This is a genomic window from Neobacillus sp. NRS-1170 (assembly GCF_050468025.1).
On the sequence record NZ_JBITPF010000035.1, the window covers coordinates 26346 to 44242 of the forward strand.

The window sequence follows — 17897 nt, forward strand, 5'->3', positions numbered from 1 at the left end:
CTTGGGAACACTCAATCCTTAGAGCTATCGAAATGGAGGTATTTGAATTTGATCCATTCATTGGATTCGCTCCAAGATTCTTTATGTCATTATCTTCAAAAAAAGCTTTTTTCCGGAAAACAAGTGGTAATCGAGGATTTTCAACAAGCTTCTGCGGGCTGGTCCGATGATACATTTATCTTATCTCTTAAGATTGGCCAACAACGTAAGGGGTTAGTCATAAGAAAATTAAAAAAAACTGGTTTATTGGCAGTGGAACGAAATCTCTCAAAGCAATATCAGCTCCTGAAAATACTAGGGGAGTCATCGGATTTACCGGTTCCTAAGGTCTATTTGCTTGAAGAAGACCCGAACATTATCGGCGGTGAATTTATGGTCATGGAAAAGATTGAAGGAGTTAGTTATGTTCCATGGTCAAAGGAAGGACAAGCTTTTTTATTAAAGGCTTCCAGCGAAAAAGAGATTCCCAAACAATTTGCCGATTACTTAATTTCTTTACACACCTTAAATTTACAACAAATTGGATTGGATGAGGTATTTGAAGTTCCGAGTGATGGGACAGGGTATATTGACCGAATACTGGCAGAAATAACAGAACAGTATTTAAAATATAAAATTATTTACGATCCGGTTATGACGGATGCCCTTGAATGGCTTAAGAAACATCGGCCAGTTGCGCAAAGACTTTCGCTTCTTCATGGTGACTACCGGACGGGCAACATGCTTTATAAGGACAAACGGATTACGGGGATCTTAGATTGGGAACTGGCTGAAATTGGTGATCCGCTTATGGATGTTGCTTATATTTGTGCAAAAGCCAACCGGATGGAATCTCCGCTGCTATGTTATTTGTTGGATAAAGATTGGTTTCTTGATTATTACTCAGAAAAAACAGGATTAACAGTAAATCAAAAGACGTTACATTATTTTGAAGTTTTGCATCAAGTACGGTTTCTATTAATTTCTCTTTCTGCTGCTCATATGTTTGTGAACAAAAATACCTCTGACCTGAGGATGGGTAGACAAGGATTCAGATGGACGTTAATGCGGAATTTGCTTGCTGAAACGATTGGATATTGAGGTGAAGGAAATGCTGGATAAGTCATGTACCTTTCAAGCAATTATACAGGTGCTTAAGAATGACATCCTTCCTTTCATTACAAATGATGTGGCAAAGGAACAGGCTGTGGCTCTACTGTCATTATTAAAGAATCTGGATGCTAATACGATTCAAAATGAAGAAATTTTTAAAAAGGTTAATTGCCATTTGCTCGAGCAATTAGAGATCAGCCTTAACCAATTAAATGAATTAACAGCTGGTTCCTTCAAAGCTGATCTGGTGAAATTTCAAGAGAACTTAACTAGTATTCTACAAAAATCTCAAAGTGAGCGGTATAAATGGGAATCCGTTAATCAATTATTTTCAGAGTTCATTCAGTTTGTATATCAAAATCCCGAGCTTAATTATTATATTGATGATTTAAGAAAGATTGTGAGAAATCAAATTGATATGGAATTGACCATCGTTCATTAAGCCATTAATTAGAAAAAGCTGATGTAATTTTAAAGAAAAATAATTTATTTTGGAGGTGTCTTGAAAATGAAGGTTACGGGCATTCAAACTTATGATAGAACGATTTCACCTGAATTAAAGGAATTGAGGCAAAGGGTCAAAAAATTTATTGATGAAAAAGTGATTCCGGCCGAAAGCATTTTTGAGAAGGGCGGACCAGAGTCAGATCAGATTATTTTGGAGCTGCAGGCACTTGCTAAGAAAGAAAATCTTTGGGCGCCTGGACTGCCAAAGGATATTGGCGGCGGCGGGTTATCGTTTAAGGAATATGCGCTCATCAATGAGTTGGTAGGCGTGTCGGATTTAGCATGGTTTGCCCTTGGGACTTTCACCACACAGGATGCAATTATGCTAAATCTTTATGGAACTACCGAACTAAAAGAAAAGTGGCTGCTTCCGATGGTCCGCGGCGAAATCTATCAATCTGCTGCACTTACAGAGCCGGAGGTGGCAGGATCGGATCCCACGTTAATTCAAACCACCGCCGTTTTAGAAGGTGATGAATGGGTTATCAATGGACACAAATGGTTTATTACAGGGGCAAACCGGGCCGCCTTTTCAACTGTTTTTTGTGTAACCGATCCCGATGCACCTCGACATCGCAGAGCTTCGATGATTATTGTACCTACCGATACACCCGGATATGAAATCATCAGGAATGTTCCGACAATGGCGAAATCTTTTGGTGGATCCCACTGTGAAATAAAGTTAACGAATGTCCGTGTTCCGAAAGAAAATCTGCTGGGAAAGCGAGGCGAAGGTTTCTTAATTGCCCAAAAACGACTCGGTCCAGGCAGAATTTTTCATAGTATGAGGTGGCTTGGGCAGGCCCAAAGGGCTTTTGATTTAATGTGTCAACGAGCCTTAACGAGATACTCTCACGGCTCGTTACTTTCTGAAAAACAAATGATACAAAAATTTATTGCGGATTCGGCAACTGAAATTCAAGCGGCTCGATTGATGACACTTGAAGCGGCTAAAAAAATCGACCAAGGGGACGATGCTCGAGTAGAAATTGCCATGATTAAAGTATTTGGTGCAAAAGTCCTTCATGACGTCATCGATCGGTCCATCCAAGTACACGGGGCACTGGGGGTTTCAGGTGATACTCCATTAGAAAACATGTATCGGAAAGCCCGTTATGCTCGGATATACGACGGACCCGATGAGGTCCATACCGTTTCTATTGCACGAAATATATTAAAAAAATATCAAGAAGGTGAAACCTGGAGCCCTGATGGATATTAGTAGTAAAATTCATATTATTAAATAGCGTAGAGGTATAACAGAAAGTTGTAGGGTTAGGTAAAAAATCACTAATGAATTCTCAAAAAATAAAGACAGTTTATTAAAAAGTACATTAATTCGGAAGCCATAGCCTTAAATTTTATAGGGCTATGGCGATTTCAATATAAAAGAAAGGGAGATGATAAATGAATATTGGAAATTTGCATGAACGCTTACCACTGTATGCGAAAAACAAGCCAAATGAAGTAGCTGTTGTTTACGGTGAAACAACAAGAACATTTCAGGAACTGTCTGATAGGGTACATGCGTTAGCTAATTCACTCATTGAAGCAGGGGTAAAAAAAGGTGCTCACGTTGTATTATACATGAGAAACCGAATAGAAATGCTGGAGGTTTTTTATGCGCTATCAGCAGCTGGTGCGGTTGCAGTACCTATTAATTATATGATTGAAGGGAATGATTTACGCACATTAGTGAACAGTTCGGATGCTACTCATGCGATCGTAGAGGTGGAAAAGCTAGAAGCCTTTGAAACGATTTTAGACGTACTTCACACAGTTAACTCAAGTACGATGATCATCATCGGTGGAACTCCTTCAACTTCAACATACTTCGATTATGAGGTCCTTATTCACAACGGATCAACAGAGCCTCCTAACATTGAAGTAACAGGGAAAGACGTCGCGGCAATGATCTATTCCTCAGGTACTACTTCTCTGCCAAAAGGGATTATATTTACACATGAAACAATGATTTACAGGATATTAATTGGGGCAAATGAATGGAAATTAAATTACAGTGATAACATATTGATTTCTGTTCCAATGTATCATAGTTCTGGACATTTATTTTCATTTTTTTTAGGTTTGGTTGGCACTCAACTTGTCATTACTAGAGACTTTGATCCGAAAAGTACATTAACCTTGATTCAGAATGAAAAGGTAACTTCAGCGTTTTTTGTACCTACACAATATGTAATGATGCTCTCGGTCCCAGATTTCGAAAAATTCGATTTATCTTCATTACATTTGTTGCTTTCTGCAGGAGCTCCACTTGCTGAGTCTATTAAAAAGCGAATTATCGAGAAGTTTCAGACTAATTTATCAGAATTTTTCGGTTGTTCAGAAAGCTATTTGTTTACTAATCTTCGTCCTAATGATGTCATCCGTAAAACAAGTAGTATTGGTCAGCAGAGTGAGGTGTTTCAAGTAAGACTTGTTGATGATGATGGCATGGATGTAGGTATTGGGGAAGCAGGTGAGTTTGCAGTTCGGGGAACTGCTTTATTTACTGAGTATTATAAGCTGCCGGAAGAGATGGAAAAATCATTTTTACCTGGCGGTTGGTTCAAGACTGGGGATATGGGCAAAGAGGATGATGAAGGATTCTACTACTTGCTGGACCGCAAAAAAGATATGATTATTAGCGGTGGTGTAAATATTTATCCAAAGGATATTGAAGAAGTCCTATATACTCATCCTGCTGTAATAGACGCAGCGGTTATTGGCATCGCTGATGAGAAGTGGGGGGAATTAGTAAAAGCAGTTGTCGTATTAAAGCCGGAGTCAGAAAATGACGAAAATCAATTGTTAGACTATTGCAATGCAAGATTAGCTAAATATCAGAACATAAAAGTTCTTGAGGTAGTTACTTCCCTCCCGAGAAACCCATCTGGAAAAATACTGAAAAGAGAACTTCGATTAAGAGGTTAATACTGAAACAAATGATATCTGAAATAAGCTATTCCAACATATTACAAACAATCCTCGCTTGTAATAGTGGGATTGTTTGCTTTGATAGTATCAAATCTCCAATATTTCCGAAGGGAATAGAAAATGATGATTTGCTTTTCGGTGGTGCAGATATAAAAAAGGATGGTGAATAATTTTTGCAAATCATTGTAAGCGGTTTAATTTTTGGCTGTATATATGCATTAGGTGCCTTAGGCCTTGTATTAATTTTTAAAACAACCGAGGTTGCTAACTTTGCACACGGGGAAATGGCAATGATCACAACATTTGTAAGCTACATCTTTTTAACAAGCTACGGTTTACCTTATCTGCTCTCTCTCGTTTTATCACTTCTATTTGCAATTATATTTGGAATGTTTGTCTACATTGTGTTTATGAAACGGATACAGTCTGCCCCGCATTTAAATCAAGTTGTACTCACCTTAGGGTTATTCATGGTTTTTAACGGATTTGCTGGGATACTTTGGGGATACGATACCGTTTCTTATCCTGAGGCACTGACTGGAAGTCCATTTCAAATAAGCGGTATTTTTATTTCATCCAACGAAATTTTTATGGTTGGATTAACGGTTCTTCTTATGCTTGTGTTTTTTATATTATTCCGCTACACAAAAATTGGTTTAGCTATGCGTTCCGCTTCACAGGATCGAATAGCCTCAGAACTTATGGGGGTAAAGGTTACGGGAGTTTTTATGGGGGCATGGGCCATTGGATCGGCTATGGGTGGTATTGCCGGGATAATGACTGCACCCATTACATTTTTGAGTCCAAACATGATGGGGGAAGTATTAATTATTGCTTTTGCGGGGGCAGTACTTGGTGGGTTTAATAGTTTACCTGGAGCTGTCGTTGGTGGTTTGATCGTTGGAGTTTTCCAAAATCTCATCAGTTTCTATATTTCACCAGAATTGAAAATCGTTTTTGTGTTTTTGTTAATCGTTTTGGTTCTGTATGTGAGACCTCAAGGTATTTTTGGTGGCTCAAAAATAGTTAAGAAAGTGTGATGAAAATTGAAAATGCTGTTAACAAATAAGAAATCATGGGTATTCATACTCGTACTTGCGTTGCTCGCCTGCCCTTTTGTCGTTGGACAATCCGTCTATTTGGTTTCCATTTTCGTCATGATCTGTGTTTATGCTATAACAGCGATGGCGTTGGACCTTTTAATCGGATTTGGCGGGCAGGTTTCAATCGGTCATGCAGGCTTATTATCGTTGGGTGGTTATTCTGCTGCCATTCTATCATCAAAATTTGGATTACCATTTTTACTTGTACTTCCATTGTCCGGAGTGATAACAGGTTTGATCGGTTTGCTAATCGGCCTGCCAGCCATTCGCTTAAGCGGGAATTTTCTTGCCGTCGTTACATTAGGTTTTGGATTGTCTATTCCTCAAATTGCCCTGAACTGGGATTCACTTACTGGAGGATACTCAGGTCTGCCATTATTCCGACCTGCATGGATATCTAATGACATTCAATTTATCTATGTCATTATCATTTTAACAATATTAATCACATGGGTTATTCACAACATTTTGAAAAGTAGATTGGGCAGAGCATTTGTTGCCATTCGCGAAAGTGAAATTGCTTCTCAAGCTACGGGGATTAACCTGCCATTTTACAAAACTTTAATGTTTGTCATTAGTGCATTTTTTACAGGACTTGCAGGTGGTCTTTATGGATACTGGATTGGGTTTGTCAGCCCCAATGATTTTACATTATTTACTTCATTTTTATTACTAGGGATGATTGTTGTTGGCGGCCTTGCCTCCATTCCAGGAGCCATTATTGGGGCAAGTGTATTTACGGTTCTTCCTGAGTTTACAAAATCATTTATTGGACTGACCAATATCATCATTGGTGTTGCCATTGTACTAATCATCCTATTTCGCCCTCATGGGTTAATGTCCTTGCTAGAATTAATGAAATTAAAAAAAACGAGTGAAAAGACCATCTTTGAAAAGGAAGTTTCAATTTCTGACTAAAACCAGGAGGTACTGCTAGAGATGCTAACCTTTAAAGATGTAACAGTGAATTTTGCAGGGGTAACCGCGGTAAAAGATCTATCTTTTAATGTGCCAGAAGGTAGTATTTATTCGATCATTGGTCCAAACGGAGCCGGAAAAACAACCGTATTTAACTGTATTAGCCGTTTTTATTCACCCGCATCCGGAACAATTGAATTTAATAGAAATGATATTTTAAAGCTAAAACCTCATCAAGTCATTCAAAAAGGAATTGCGAGAAGCTTTCAGAATGTCGAGCTGTTTGCAAAAATGACGGTACTTGATAATTTATTGACTGGCCTGCATCCAACATTAAAGAAGAATTTATTTTCTATTGCATTCAATTTACCTCCTATAAAACGAACAGAAAAAGAATCAATAAAAAAAGCTTTTGAAGTAATGGATTTGCTTTCTATAACTGATTTAGCTTATGAAAAAGTTATCAATCTCCCTTTTGGATACCAAAAGATGGTCGATATCGGCAGAGCCATCATTTCTTCGCCAAAACTAATTTTACTAGATGAACCGGTAGCTGGGATGAATCCAGTTGAAACGAAGAAAATTAGTGAACTTATTATCAGATTAAAGGAAGAAATGAATTACACGGTTCTATTAATTGAACATGATATGTCTCTGGTGATGGAGGTTTCAGATTCCGTTACGGTTATGAGTTTTGGTCAAAAAATTGCGGAAGGTGTTCCGAAAGACATTCAGAAAAATCCGGTTGTTATCGAGGCGTACCTGGGTGGGGTGGAAGATAGTGCTTAAATTATCTAATGTTCATGTCTACTATGGTCATGTTCATGCATTAAGAGGAATATCGATAACGGTTGAAGATGGGAAAATTGTTTCATTACTAGGTTCAAATGGTGCCGGAAAATCGACAACCCTGAAGTTTATTTCTAGATTAATTCATCCGAAAAATGGCAGCTATGAAATGGATGGAAAATCGATGTTGAAAAAGAGTCCCGGCAATGTGGTAAAAAGCGGCATTATTCACTGTCCTGAAAACAGGAGGGTATTTCCTCTATTCACGGTTGAGGAAAATTTAAGAATGGGAGCCTATAGTAGAAAGGACAAAAATATAATGGAAGATTTAGAAAAGGTACTTTCTTATTTTCCGAGACTAAAGGAGAGGATCAAACAAAAAGCAGGAACACTAAGCGGAGGCGAACAGCAAATGCTTGCGATTGGAAGATCCTTAATGGGAAAACCAAGGATTCTATTATTAGATGAACCTTCTCTCGGACTTGCTCCAATCCTCGTAAAGGAGATCTTCGCAATAATTAAAAGAATTAACCAAGATGGAACGTCTATTTTATTGGTCGAACAAAATGCGAATATGGCACTGAGTATTTCTGATTATGCCTATGTATTGGAAAACGGGAATATCGCGTTGGAAGGAAACTCAAAGGACTTAAGAAATAATGATGAGGTTCGCCGTTTATATCTTGGAGGCTAAGATATAAAGTGGTTTAAAATTTTTAAAAATTCAGTTAATAGGGAGGTTTTATTATGGGATTCAAAAAGGGGTATGTATTGTTTTTCTTTGTGATTTTGGTCTTGCTTTTATTTACTGGTTGTAGTAGCGAAAAAACGGGCTCTAACAATACATCCAATGGGCAAAAAGCTGAGAAACTAGCTCAAGGAGTTACAAAAAATGAAATATTAGTCGGTTTCTCTGGCCCTCAATCAGGTCCTTTAGCTGTCTATGATATATTACGTAAAGGTATGGATACCTATTTTCAGTACATTAATGAAAATGGCGGGGTAAATGGCCGTAAAATAAAGCTAATTGCTTATGACGATCAATATCAGCCTACTAAGGCAGTGCAGAATGCTAAGAAACTTGTCGAAATCGATAAAGTATTTGCTCTCTTAGGTAATGTAGGCTCTACTAATAATCTTGCTACAAAGAACTACTATGTAGAAAAGGGAATTCCAGTCATAATGCCGTGTGCGGCATTAAAAGAATTTGTTAACCCGCCAATTAAAAATTGGATGGGAGCATGCAATATGAATTATGAAGTCGAGGCACAAATCATGTTGGATTATGCGGTAAAAGAATTAGGTGCGAAAAAAATTGCAATTGCCTATCAAAACGATGATTACGGGAAAGCTCCTTATAATAAGATTAAAGACATCATTAAAGACTATCCAGAAGTTGAAATTGTAGCAGAAGTTAATTACCTTCCTGCTGACACAGATTTCACCTCTCAGGCACAAAAACTCGAACAAGCAAATCCGGATACAATTTTTAATTTTGGTGTAATGAGCCCTATCGTGAACTTAAAAAAAGCCATGTATAAAATCGGCTTTGACGAGCCTAATTACATTGTTCCTTCAGTTAGCGGCGCTGACACACGAACGTTTGAATTAGCTGGTAATGATGTCTGGGAAGGAACCTATAGTGGAAGCATTTATGTAAGTAGTGATGACGTGAATAATGAAAAAGCCAAACTATTACAAGAAAGATTTAAGATATCATATCCAAATGAATCAGTTACTACTGTGGTGGAATCTGGTTGGTCAATTGCTCAAGTATTTGTGGAGGCTTTAAGGGTGACAGGAGACAATTTGACATGGGAAAACTTCCTAAAATCATTTTATACATTTGATAAATGGAAGGGATCCAAGTATATTGGTATTTCTTTTTCAGAGAAAAACCATTACGGGGTTACAAGTATGTACATGACTGTTGCTAAGGATGGTAAATTACAACAAATTTCTGACATACTCTCATACGAACCAGAAACCGGAAAAATTTCCGTTTCGAAATAAAAGAGGTGTTTTAACAGAATAATAGACTTGGGAAATGCATGTTCTAATTTAAAAGAAAGGAAGATGTATAATGGAACTTGGGAATTTACATGAACGATTACCAGTTTTTGCGAAGAACAAACCAAATGAAACAGCTGTTATTTTTGGCGATACAAAAAGGACATTTAAGGAACTGTCTGACAGAGTCAATGCATTAGCCAATTCACTTATTGAAGCAGGGGTAAAAAAAGGTAATCATGTTGTATTGTACATGAAAAACCGAATCGAAATGCTGGAAGCTTTTTATGCGCTTTCAGCAGCCGGTGCGGTTGCAGTCCCTATTAATTACATGATAGAAGGTAATGATTTACGCACACTAGTGAATGGTTCAGATGCTACTCATGCCCTCGTAGAGGTGGAAAAACTAGAAGCCTACGAAACGGTTTTAGACGTTCTTCACACTATTAACTCAAGTTCGACGATTCTCATCGGTGGAACTCCTTCAACTTCAACCTATTTGGATTATGAGAGCCTTATAGAGAACGGATCAACGGAGCCTCCTAACGTTGAAGTGACTGGGAAAGACGTCGCGGCAATGCTCTATTCATCCGGCACTACTTCTTTGCCAAAAGGAATCGTGTTTACACAAGAAACAATGGTTTACCGGTCATTTATTAGCGCAACTGAATTTAAAATTAATCACAGTGATACGTATTTGATTTCTGTTCCAATGTATCACGCTGTTGGACATTGTTTTTCATTTTTATTAGGTTTATTTGGAACAAAACTTGTCATCACAAGAGATTTTGATCCGAAACATACATTAAGCTTGATTCAGGATGAAAAGGTTACCGGAGCGTTTTTTGTACCGACACAATACGTGATGATGCTGCAGGTTCCAGATTTTGAAAAATTCGATTTATCATCATTGAAATTGTTGCTTTCTGCCGGAGCACCACTTGCTGAGGCTGTTAAAAAGCGAATTATCAAGAAGTTTCAGACGGATTTATCTGAATATTTTGGCTGCTCAGAAACTAGTGCCTTTATTTTTCTTCGTCCTGATGATGTGATTCGTAAAACAAGCAGTATTGGCCAGCAGTTTGAGTTATTTCAAATTCGACTAATTGATGATGAAGGCAAGGATGTAGGTGTTGGGGAAGAAGGTGAGTTTGCTGTTCGGGGAGCTGGTTTATTTAATGGCTATTATAAGCTGCAGGAAGAAATGGAAAAATCATTTTTGCCAGGCGGATGGTTCAAGACTGGCGATATGGGTAAAGTGGATGATGAAGGATTCTACTACTTGCTAGACCGTAAAAAAGATATGATTATTAGCGGTGGTGTAAATATTTATCCGAAAGATATTGAAGAAGTCCTATATACACATCCTGCTGTAATAGACGCTGCGGTTATTGGCATCGCTGATGAGAAGTGGGGGGAAGCAGTTAAAGCAGTTGTCGTATTAAAGCCTGAGTCAGAAGTTGATGAAAAGCAATTGATTGATTATTGCAATGTAAGACTAGCTAAATTTCAGAACATTAAAGTGCTTGAAGTTGCTACTTCCCTCCCAAGAAACCCATCTGGAAAAATATTAAAGAGAGAACTACGGTTAAGAGGTTAATTCAAAAACTACCTTAGCGCTTAATTCTATAGGCCTAAGGTAGTTTTTTTATTTGGTTTTTATTATTCTATAACACTTTCATGATTGGAATATACAAAAGTGTCAAAGTTGTATGAGATCACATCATGGAGGGTACGGGCATTCAAACTTATGATGGAACGATTTCACCTGAATTAAAGGACTTGAGGCAAAGTGTCAAAAAATTTATTGATGAAAAAGTCATTCCGGCCGAAAGCATTTTTGAGAAGGGCTGGTGTATCGAAAAGCCCGTTATGCTCGGATATACGACGGACCCGATGAGGTCCATACCGTTTCCATTATACGAAATATATTAAAAAAATATGAAACCTGGAGCCCTGATGTATATTAGTAGTAAAAATAGACCGTAAGGCAACTCCCTCATAATTTTAACTGATGGTTAATATTAGTTGAATATAATGTATTTTACATTAATGCACCGAAAAAATAAAATGAAATAAATACTATTATTTGTATTATCTGAATTTTCTGTTTGACGCTTTGAGAATTTATCAACAAAAAGAGAAAAGTAATTCTAATTGTTTTTTGAGCATTTAATTATTTTCATCTTATTAAACTATTTAGTTTGGAAGTAACCTTGTTGATTCTCACTAGGCACAGTAGAGGCAATTAGTTTCTGTATGCGCTTACTGATTTTCAAATATACAAAATATTTAAAAGATTGGAAGGGGAATACGATGCGTGAAGTAGTAATAGTCGAAGCAGTTAGAACGCCAATTGGGAAACATAAAGGAGCCTTGAGCGCTGTTCATCCCCAGGAGTTAGCTGCTTATACGTTAAAAGAGCTTATTAAAAGAACAGGGATTTCTCCAAGTCTGGTTGAAGATGTCATTTTCGGTGTCGGCATGCAAGTTGGAAAACAAGGATTTGACCTTGCCAGGGTTGCTGCGTTAATCGCAGATTTTCCAATTGAAGTACCTGGAGTTGTCGTAGAACGACAATGTGGATCAGGCCAGCAAGCCATACATTTTGCGGCCCAAGCAATACTAAGTGGTGATATGGACGTTGTCATTGCCGGCGGTGTTGAAAACATGTCACATGTGATGCCGCTAGCCATTGCAGATCATAGTGAAGAGTACTTTAAAAGATATGAAGTACTCCACCAAGGTGTTTCGGCAGAACGAGTTTCTGATAAATGGGGTCTTAGCCGTACGCAATTAGATGAATTTTCTCTAGAAAGTCATAGAAGAGCTGTCCACGCACAAAAAGAAGGCCGATTTGAGCGAGAAATCACTCCAATCGAAGTGACGCTTCCAGATGGTACAACATCCATTTTTGCTGCTGATGAAGGTCCAAGGGAAAATACTAGTTTAGAAAAATTAGCAACACTTAAACCTGTTTTCCAAGAAGGCGGAAAGATTCATGCAGGAAATTCCAGTCAAATCAGTGATGGTGCAGCAGCAATATTAATTATGTCCCGTGATAAAGCTGAAGAGCTCGGGTTAAAACCACGTGCTCGTATTATTTCAAGAAGTGTTGTTGGTTCTGATCCAACGTTAATGTTGACAGGTCCAATTGAAGCATCGAAAAGGGTTTTAGAAAAATCAGGACTAACCATCGAAGATATGGATTTATATGAAGTGAATGAAGCATTTGCGCCAGTTCCAATGGTTTGGGCACAAGAGCTTGGTGCCGACTGGAACAAGTTGAATGTAAACGGTGGAGCGGTTGCTCTTGGACATCCAATTGGCTGTACAGGTGCTCGTATCATGACAACATTACTTCATGAACTCGAACGCTCAGGTGGTAAATATGGCTTGATGTCGATTTGTGAAGGTCACGGACAAGCAAATGCAACCATTATTGAAAGATTGTAATTTTTATAACTATAAATATATTTATTAAGGAGTGTCTGAAATGGAATTGAAAAACGGTGTAGTAGTTGTTACAGGTGGAGCATCAGGTCTTGGCGAAGCCACAGTAAGAAATACAGTAGCAAATGGTGGGAAGGCCCTTATTATTGACCTAAACGATGATAGAGGAAACAATTTAGTGGAAGAACTCGGATCAGATAATGTGCTATATGTTAAAACAAACGTTGCAGATGAGTCGAATGTTCAATCTGCACTGGATCAAGCAGTTGAAAAATTCGGTAAAATCACTGCGGCGATCAACTGTGCTGGTATCGGGCCTGCTCAAAAAACGTATGGTAAAAATGGTCCCCATACACTTGAGCATTTTACAAAAATTATTAATGTAAACTTAGTTGGTTCTTTTAATGTGATTCGTTTAGTAGCTGAAAAGATGGCTCAAAACGAACCAAATGAAAGCGGCGAAAGAGGCGTCATCGTCAACACTGCTTCTGTTGCAGCATTTGATGGACAAATTGGTCAAGCTGCATACAGTGCATCGAAAGGCGGCATTGTGGGTATGACCCTTCCAATTGCCCGTGATCTATCAAGCTATGGAATCCGTGTTTTAACGATTGCACCAGGAATATTTAAAACGCCAATCCTTGATGGTGCTCCTGAGGAACTATTAAATTCACTTGGTGCCATGATTCCATTCCCTAAGCGCTTAGGTCGTCCTAGTGAATACGCTCACCTTGTTCAAACCATTATTGAAAATCCGATGTTAAATGGAGAAGTCATTCGCTTAGATGGCGCTATCCGCATGCAGCCAAAATAATAGAATAAAAGACAAATTCTTTCAGAGGTGATATTAGATGGCACTAATTAAAGTAGAAAAGCAAGACAGAATAGCCATTGTCATTATTGACAATCCGCCAATGAATACATTGAGTACAGCCGTAGTTCAAGAGCTAGGCGAAACCTTCGCAACCTTAAACGATGACAATGAGGTATGGGCTATTATTGTAACAGGTGCAGGGGAAAAGGCATTCATGGCCGGAGGAGACATAAAAGGCTTCCCTGAAAAAATCGGAAATCCGAATTTAATCCCAAGTTTTTTATATACACATGAAGTGTTCAATAGCATTGATTTCTCTCCAAAACCTACGATTGCCGTGTTAAATGGGTATACTCTTGGCGGTGGATGCGAACTTGCTCTAACATGTGATATTCGCATTGCAGAGGAGCAGGCATTAATCGGAGTGCCTGAATGTACACTTGGTTTATTGCCCGGGGCAGGCGGTACACAGCGTTTGCCGCGACTGATTGGCGAAGGGAAAGCAAAGGAATTATTGTATACGGGTGAACATCTTAGCGCCGAGGAGGCCTTGCGAATCGGTTTAGTAAATAGAGTAGTACCAAAGGGAGAAGGTCTGCAAGCTGGTCTTCAGCTGGCTAAAAAAATCTGCAAAAACTCTCCAACTGCAGTGAGGAATATTAAAAAAGCGGTAGATGAAGGCCTTGAATTACCTTTGCAGAATGCGCTTGAAAGAGAAGCAGAATTGTTCCAAGAGCTGTTCCTTACAGAGGATGTGAAAGAAGGAGTACAAGCATTTTTGGAAAAAAGACGCCCTCAGTTTCTAGGAAAATAATTAAACACTAACAGAATCTACTAAGAATGATAAAAAAGGATTGGCGAATCTACTGCCAATCCTTTTTTGATACTACGTCAAGATAATAGACACAGATTTCTACCGCGCTTTCGCTTGGTGGCCTTCATAAAAAGGCTTAAATAAAGAACGATTTAAACTTTTTTATGAAGGTGAAATTAGGCTGCGGAAATTCCATACATTCTTTCAAATTCATTCGGCGTATAGTATCCCAACGACGATTGGATACACTTATAATTGTAGAAGAAATCGATGTATATCCGTTACCCACACATATTCGTAATTTTCACTTAAAAACTCTGACAATTTGTGACCTAAATTCATCTATTTTTTCAGAGAAATAGCGATTTTGATGGGTTGCAAGATAGATAATCCTAGAAGGAGAAGGATTCTTTAATGTAATAACCTTAAAGATAAAACCATCCTGTGAAAAAATAGTAAGAGACGATCTTGGAACGATAGCGATACCTAAACCTGCGGAAACGAAACGCGGAATGGAACGTCCATCAATCTCGAAGGCAAACTTAGGGGTAAAGCCAGCTTGATTACAAAAAAACAGTATTTGTTTTTGCAGGGCATAACTTGATGGATTTGAGATTAATGGCTCATCGGCTAAATGCTTAAAATCAATCTCGTCCAAATCCTTAAAACGATGTTCAATGGAAGTAATTAATACTAGTTCTTCACAATAAATGGGCTCAAATGATAATAAATTGGATGGCCTAGTGGTGGAGGTTAGACCGATATGAATGTCGTAGGATAATAATGCTTTTTCAATATGAGCTCCGTGCATTTCTTTGATATTAATTTGCTGCATCGGATATTTCTTTTTAAAACCAAGAAATAGGTTAAAGAGCCAGGGCGTACAGGTGGAGATGCTCCCAATGCGAATTTCGCCTAAACCGTCTTCTTTTATATCATCTATTTCTTTGTACGCATTCGAAATTTGCTGCAAAATTTGCAATGTATGTGTATATAAAACTTCCCCAGGCTCAGTTAACAATACATCCCTCGCACTTCTATCTATTAATTTACATCCAAGTTCCTGTTCCAAAGCTTTCATTTGAATACTCAGGGAAGGCTGAGAAATCTGTAATTCCTCTGCAGCCTTTGTGATGTTTCTATGTCGTACAATCGATTCAAAATACCTTAATAACCGTATGTCCATTCTCTTTGCGCCCTCCTATTAAACCTTGAAAAACTCAGCGATTTGTAGTTTGTAGTCGTGAATTGCTGAAGGCAGGTAACGATTTTGATGAGTTGCAATATAGATATTCCTAAAAGGTGCAGGATTTTTTAGTGAAATAAACTTAACTCCTTGATGTTTAATAAGCTCGTTATTAATAGAAGATTTAGGTACTATGGCGATACCTAATCCTTCCTCTATAAATCGAAACATAGCAAGACTATCAAGCTCGAAAGCTACCTTTGGGGTAAAACCCGCCTGTTCGCAGAAATGTAGTATATGCTGCCGCATGGAATAACCCGGATATAAAATGAATGGCTCATCGGCTAAATCAATAAAATCAATCTCTTTCAAGTCCTTAAACCGATGGTGAGCGGAGGTAACTAACAATAATTCTTCATGATAGATGGTTTCAAAGAATAACAAGTCTGTTTCCGTGGCGATAGAAGTAACACCAATATGAATGTCGTATGATTTCAATGAAGCTACGATGTCTTCTACCTCCATTTCCTTAATATTTATTCGAACATGAGGATATTTTTTTTGGAATTCAAGCGTTGTGTCAAAGAGCCAGGAGGTACAAGTAGGTATGCTCCCAATAGAGATTTCCCCTAATCCCACACTTTTCACTTTTTCCATTTCTTCGTAAGCGTTTGTAAATAGATGAAGGATTTGAACGGAATGCTTATATAAAATTTCTCCAGACTTTGTTAATGTAACCCCCCTAGGGCTTCTCTCTAGTAATTTACAACCTAATTCTTGCTCTAAAATTTTGATTTGTCCGCTTAGTGAAGGTTGAGAGATATGTAATTCCATTGCAGCCTTGGTTATGTTTTTATGACGGACGATGGTTTCAAAGTACTTCAAAAGACGAATCTCCATTTTCTTCATCTCTTTCTATCATAGGTTCAAACTATGGGTTCATAAATAACGCGTATTGGTACTTATAATGAATATAATATATATTCAAAATATAATCTATATTCAGATTGATTATTATTTCAAATAAGTAGGAGGGGGTCTAATGAGTGGTCCGTTATCGGGAATACGGGTATTGGATTTAACTTCGGTATTAATGGGTCCATATTGCACGATGTTATTAGGAGATTTGGGTGCAGAAGTAATCAAAGTAGAAACACACCAAGGGGATAATTCTCGTTACAGTGGAATGGAGAGAAATCCCGGAATGGGTGGATCGTTTCTGTATATTAACCGAAGCAAGAAAAGCATTGTCCTGGATTTAAAAACGAAGACTGGAAGCGATGCACTTCTTAAATTGGCTCAAAAGGCAGATGTGTTTCTTCATACGATGCGGCCGGACGCGATCGAAAAACTGGGTCTTTCATATGATGCAGTCAAGCAGTCTAATCCGGAAATCATCTATTGCGGCGCGTACGGATTTAGTAAAGATGGGCCCTATCATACCAAGCCAGCCTATGATGATATTATTCAAGCAGCGTCCGGACTCGTTGCTGCACAAACCGCATTATCAGGGCAGCCTCAATATATGGCGACAGTTCTGGCTGATAAGTCAGCGGGACTTATGGTGTTCGGTGCAATCCTATCAGCTCTCTATTACCGGGAGAGGACAGGAGAGGGACAAAACATTGAAGTTCCGATGTTTGAGACGATGGTTTCCTATACCATGGTCGAGCACATGCGAGGCATGACGTTTGATCCTCCTGTCGGCCCTGCGCTTTATAACAGAGTCATATCCAAGAACCGAAAACCTTACCGGACACTCGACGGCTATATTAGCGTCATCGTCTACAATGACAAACAGTGGCGGGCATTTTTTAATCTTGTTGGACAACCTGAGTTAATCCAGGATGAGCGCTTTAAAGATTTTGGAGCGCGAATGAATTATATTGATCAGCTTTACGGCATGGTGGAAGAAATGATGGCTACAAAGTCAACCACGGAATGGCTGGAGTTATTGGAGAAAGCGGATATCGCTGCAATGCCGGTTTATCAGCCCGAGGATCTGCTAAATGATCCCCATCTGAAAGAGATTGGTTTTTTCAAAAAAGTCACTCATCCGACTGAGGGTAATATGTTTGAAGTTGGCATACCAGTACGATTTTCCAATTCGCCTGCCAAAGTAGCGAGACACGCACCGCGGCTTGGTGAGAACAGCGTTGAAATCCTCACGGAATTGGGCTACAGTCCACAGGACATTAAACAGATGCTGGCGCAGGGAGTTACCTTGGATGGAACTATGATCAATGCCAATACTTGATAAAAATCAATTGGAGG

17 protein-coding genes are annotated in these 17897 nt (G+C 38.6%); 15 read left to right on the forward strand and 2 right to left on the reverse strand.

Annotation, left to right across the window (positions count from 1 at the left end):
* Nucleotides 1-48 precede the first annotated feature (48 nt).
* From ACIFOT_RS15725 to ACIFOT_RS15790, 14 genes are all read left to right on the forward strand, one after another.
* A complete protein-coding gene (locus ACIFOT_RS15725) occupies nt 49-1080 on the forward strand; it encodes a phosphotransferase family protein (protein ID WP_430066121.1) in 1032 nt (343 codons plus the stop codon).
* A gap of 10 nt (nt 1081-1090) precedes the next feature.
* The gene (locus ACIFOT_RS15730; RefSeq protein WP_430066123.1) at nt 1091-1534 is read left to right on the forward strand and encodes a hypothetical protein; all 444 of its coding nucleotides are present in this window, start codon (nt 1091-1093) and stop codon (nt 1532-1534) included.
* 66 nt (nt 1535-1600) lie between these two features.
* Nucleotides 1601-2821 (forward strand): acyl-CoA dehydrogenase family protein, encoded by a 1221-nt coding sequence (locus tag ACIFOT_RS15735; protein ID WP_430066125.1) that lies wholly within the window; start codon nt 1601-1603, stop codon nt 2819-2821.
* 185 nt (nt 2822-3006) lie between these two features.
* Nucleotides 3007-4533 (forward strand): class I adenylate-forming enzyme family protein, encoded by a 1527-nt coding sequence (locus ACIFOT_RS15740; protein WP_430066127.1) that lies wholly within the window; start codon nt 3007-3009, stop codon nt 4531-4533.
* 176 nt (nt 4534-4709) lie between these two features.
* Nucleotides 4710-5576 carry a branched-chain amino acid ABC transporter permease gene (locus tag ACIFOT_RS15745; RefSeq protein ID WP_430066129.1) on the forward strand — a complete coding sequence of 289 codons (867 nt, stop codon included), beginning with the start codon at nt 4710-4712 and terminating at the stop codon, nt 5574-5576.
* A 12-nt stretch (nt 5577-5588) separates the two neighbouring features.
* Nucleotides 5589-6557, forward strand: a complete 969-nt coding sequence (locus ACIFOT_RS15750) for a branched-chain amino acid ABC transporter permease (protein ID WP_430066201.1) — start codon at nt 5589-5591, stop codon at nt 6555-6557.
* A gap of 21 nt (nt 6558-6578) precedes the next feature.
* Nucleotides 6579-7346 (forward strand): ABC transporter ATP-binding protein, encoded by a 768-nt coding sequence (locus tag ACIFOT_RS15755; protein WP_430066131.1) that lies wholly within the window; start codon nt 6579-6581, stop codon nt 7344-7346.
* Nucleotides 7339-8040 carry an ABC transporter ATP-binding protein gene (locus tag ACIFOT_RS15760; protein ID WP_430066133.1) on the forward strand — a complete coding sequence of 234 codons (702 nt, stop codon included), beginning with the start codon at nt 7339-7341 and terminating at the stop codon, nt 8038-8040. Before ACIFOT_RS15755 ends, ACIFOT_RS15760 begins: the two co-directional genes overlap by 8 nt.
* 53 nt (nt 8041-8093) lie before the next feature.
* Nucleotides 8094-9359, forward strand: a complete 1266-nt coding sequence (locus ACIFOT_RS15765; protein WP_430066135.1) for an ABC transporter substrate-binding protein — start codon at nt 8094-8096, stop codon at nt 9357-9359.
* Between the two features lie 70 nt (nt 9360-9429).
* Nucleotides 9430-10956, forward strand: coding sequence for a class I adenylate-forming enzyme family protein (locus tag ACIFOT_RS15770; RefSeq protein WP_430066137.1), 1527 nt, complete (start codon nt 9430-9432; stop codon nt 10954-10956).
* Nucleotides 10957-11081: 125 nt separating this feature from the next.
* Entirely contained in the window at nt 11082-11291 is a 210-nt protein-coding gene (locus ACIFOT_RS15775; protein WP_430066139.1) for a hypothetical protein, read from the forward strand.
* Nucleotides 11292-11672: 381 nt separating this feature from the next.
* Entirely contained in the window at nt 11673-12812 is a 1140-nt protein-coding gene (locus ACIFOT_RS15780) for a thiolase family protein (protein ID WP_430066141.1), read from the forward strand.
* Between the two features lie 40 nt (nt 12813-12852).
* Entirely contained in the window at nt 12853-13623 is a 771-nt protein-coding gene (locus ACIFOT_RS15785) for a 3-hydroxyacyl-CoA dehydrogenase (RefSeq protein ID WP_430066143.1), read from the forward strand.
* A 37-nt stretch (nt 13624-13660) separates the two neighbouring features.
* Nucleotides 13661-14437, forward strand: coding sequence for an enoyl-CoA hydratase/isomerase family protein (locus ACIFOT_RS15790; RefSeq protein WP_430066145.1), 777 nt, complete (start codon nt 13661-13663; stop codon nt 14435-14437).
* A 304-nt stretch (nt 14438-14741) separates the two neighbouring features.
* Here ACIFOT_RS15790 and ACIFOT_RS15795 read toward each other — a convergent pair whose 3' ends face one another.
* Together ACIFOT_RS15795 and ACIFOT_RS15800 are read right to left on the reverse strand one after the other, a co-directional pair.
* Entirely contained in the window at nt 14742-15623 is an 882-nt protein-coding gene (locus ACIFOT_RS15795) for a LysR family transcriptional regulator (protein ID WP_430066147.1), read from the reverse strand.
* A gap of 18 nt (nt 15624-15641) precedes the next feature.
* Nucleotides 15642-16508 (reverse strand): LysR family transcriptional regulator, encoded by an 867-nt coding sequence (locus ACIFOT_RS15800; protein ID WP_430066149.1) that lies wholly within the window; start codon nt 16506-16508, stop codon nt 15642-15644.
* A 157-nt stretch (nt 16509-16665) separates the two neighbouring features.
* Between ACIFOT_RS15800 and ACIFOT_RS15805 the strand changes: the two genes are divergently transcribed.
* The gene (locus tag ACIFOT_RS15805; protein WP_430066151.1) at nt 16666-17880 is read left to right on the forward strand and encodes a CaiB/BaiF CoA transferase family protein; all 1215 of its coding nucleotides are present in this window, start codon (nt 16666-16668) and stop codon (nt 17878-17880) included.
* Nucleotides 17881-17897: the final 17 nt, after the last annotated feature.

What these genes read in the sequence shown, in the direction of transcription:
- ACIFOT_RS15730 (WP_430066123.1), top strand. Translation starts at nt 1,091, where the DNA reads ATGCTGGATAAGTCATGTACCTTTCAAGCAATTATACAGGTGCTTAAG.
- ACIFOT_RS15735 (WP_430066125.1), top strand. Translation starts at nt 1,601, where the DNA reads ATGAAGGTTACGGGCATTCAAACTTATGATAGAACGATTTCACCTGAA.
- ACIFOT_RS15740 (WP_430066127.1), top strand. Translation starts at nt 3,007, where the DNA reads ATGAATATTGGAAATTTGCATGAACGCTTACCACTGTATGCGAAAAAC.
- ACIFOT_RS15750 (WP_430066201.1), top strand. Translation starts at nt 5,589, where the DNA reads ATGCTGTTAACAAATAAGAAATCATGGGTATTCATACTCGTACTTGCG.
- ACIFOT_RS15755 (WP_430066131.1), top strand. Translation starts at nt 6,579, where the DNA reads ATGCTAACCTTTAAAGATGTAACAGTGAATTTTGCAGGGGTAACCGCG.
- ACIFOT_RS15765 (WP_430066135.1), top strand. Translation starts at nt 8,094, where the DNA reads ATGGGATTCAAAAAGGGGTATGTATTGTTTTTCTTTGTGATTTTGGTC.
- ACIFOT_RS15770 (WP_430066137.1), top strand. Translation starts at nt 9,430, where the DNA reads ATGGAACTTGGGAATTTACATGAACGATTACCAGTTTTTGCGAAGAAC.
- ACIFOT_RS15775 (WP_430066139.1), top strand. Translation starts at nt 11,082, where the DNA reads ATGGAGGGTACGGGCATTCAAACTTATGATGGAACGATTTCACCTGAA.
- ACIFOT_RS15780 (WP_430066141.1), top strand. Translation starts at nt 11,673, where the DNA reads ATGCGTGAAGTAGTAATAGTCGAAGCAGTTAGAACGCCAATTGGGAAA.
- ACIFOT_RS15785 (WP_430066143.1), top strand. Translation starts at nt 12,853, where the DNA reads ATGGAATTGAAAAACGGTGTAGTAGTTGTTACAGGTGGAGCATCAGGT.
- ACIFOT_RS15790 (WP_430066145.1), top strand. Translation starts at nt 13,661, where the DNA reads ATGGCACTAATTAAAGTAGAAAAGCAAGACAGAATAGCCATTGTCATT.
- ACIFOT_RS15795 (WP_430066147.1), bottom strand. Translation starts at nt 15,623, where the DNA reads ATGGACATACGGTTATTAAGGTATTTTGAATCGATTGTACGACATAGA.
- ACIFOT_RS15805 (WP_430066151.1), top strand. Translation starts at nt 16,666, where the DNA reads ATGAGTGGTCCGTTATCGGGAATACGGGTATTGGATTTAACTTCGGTA.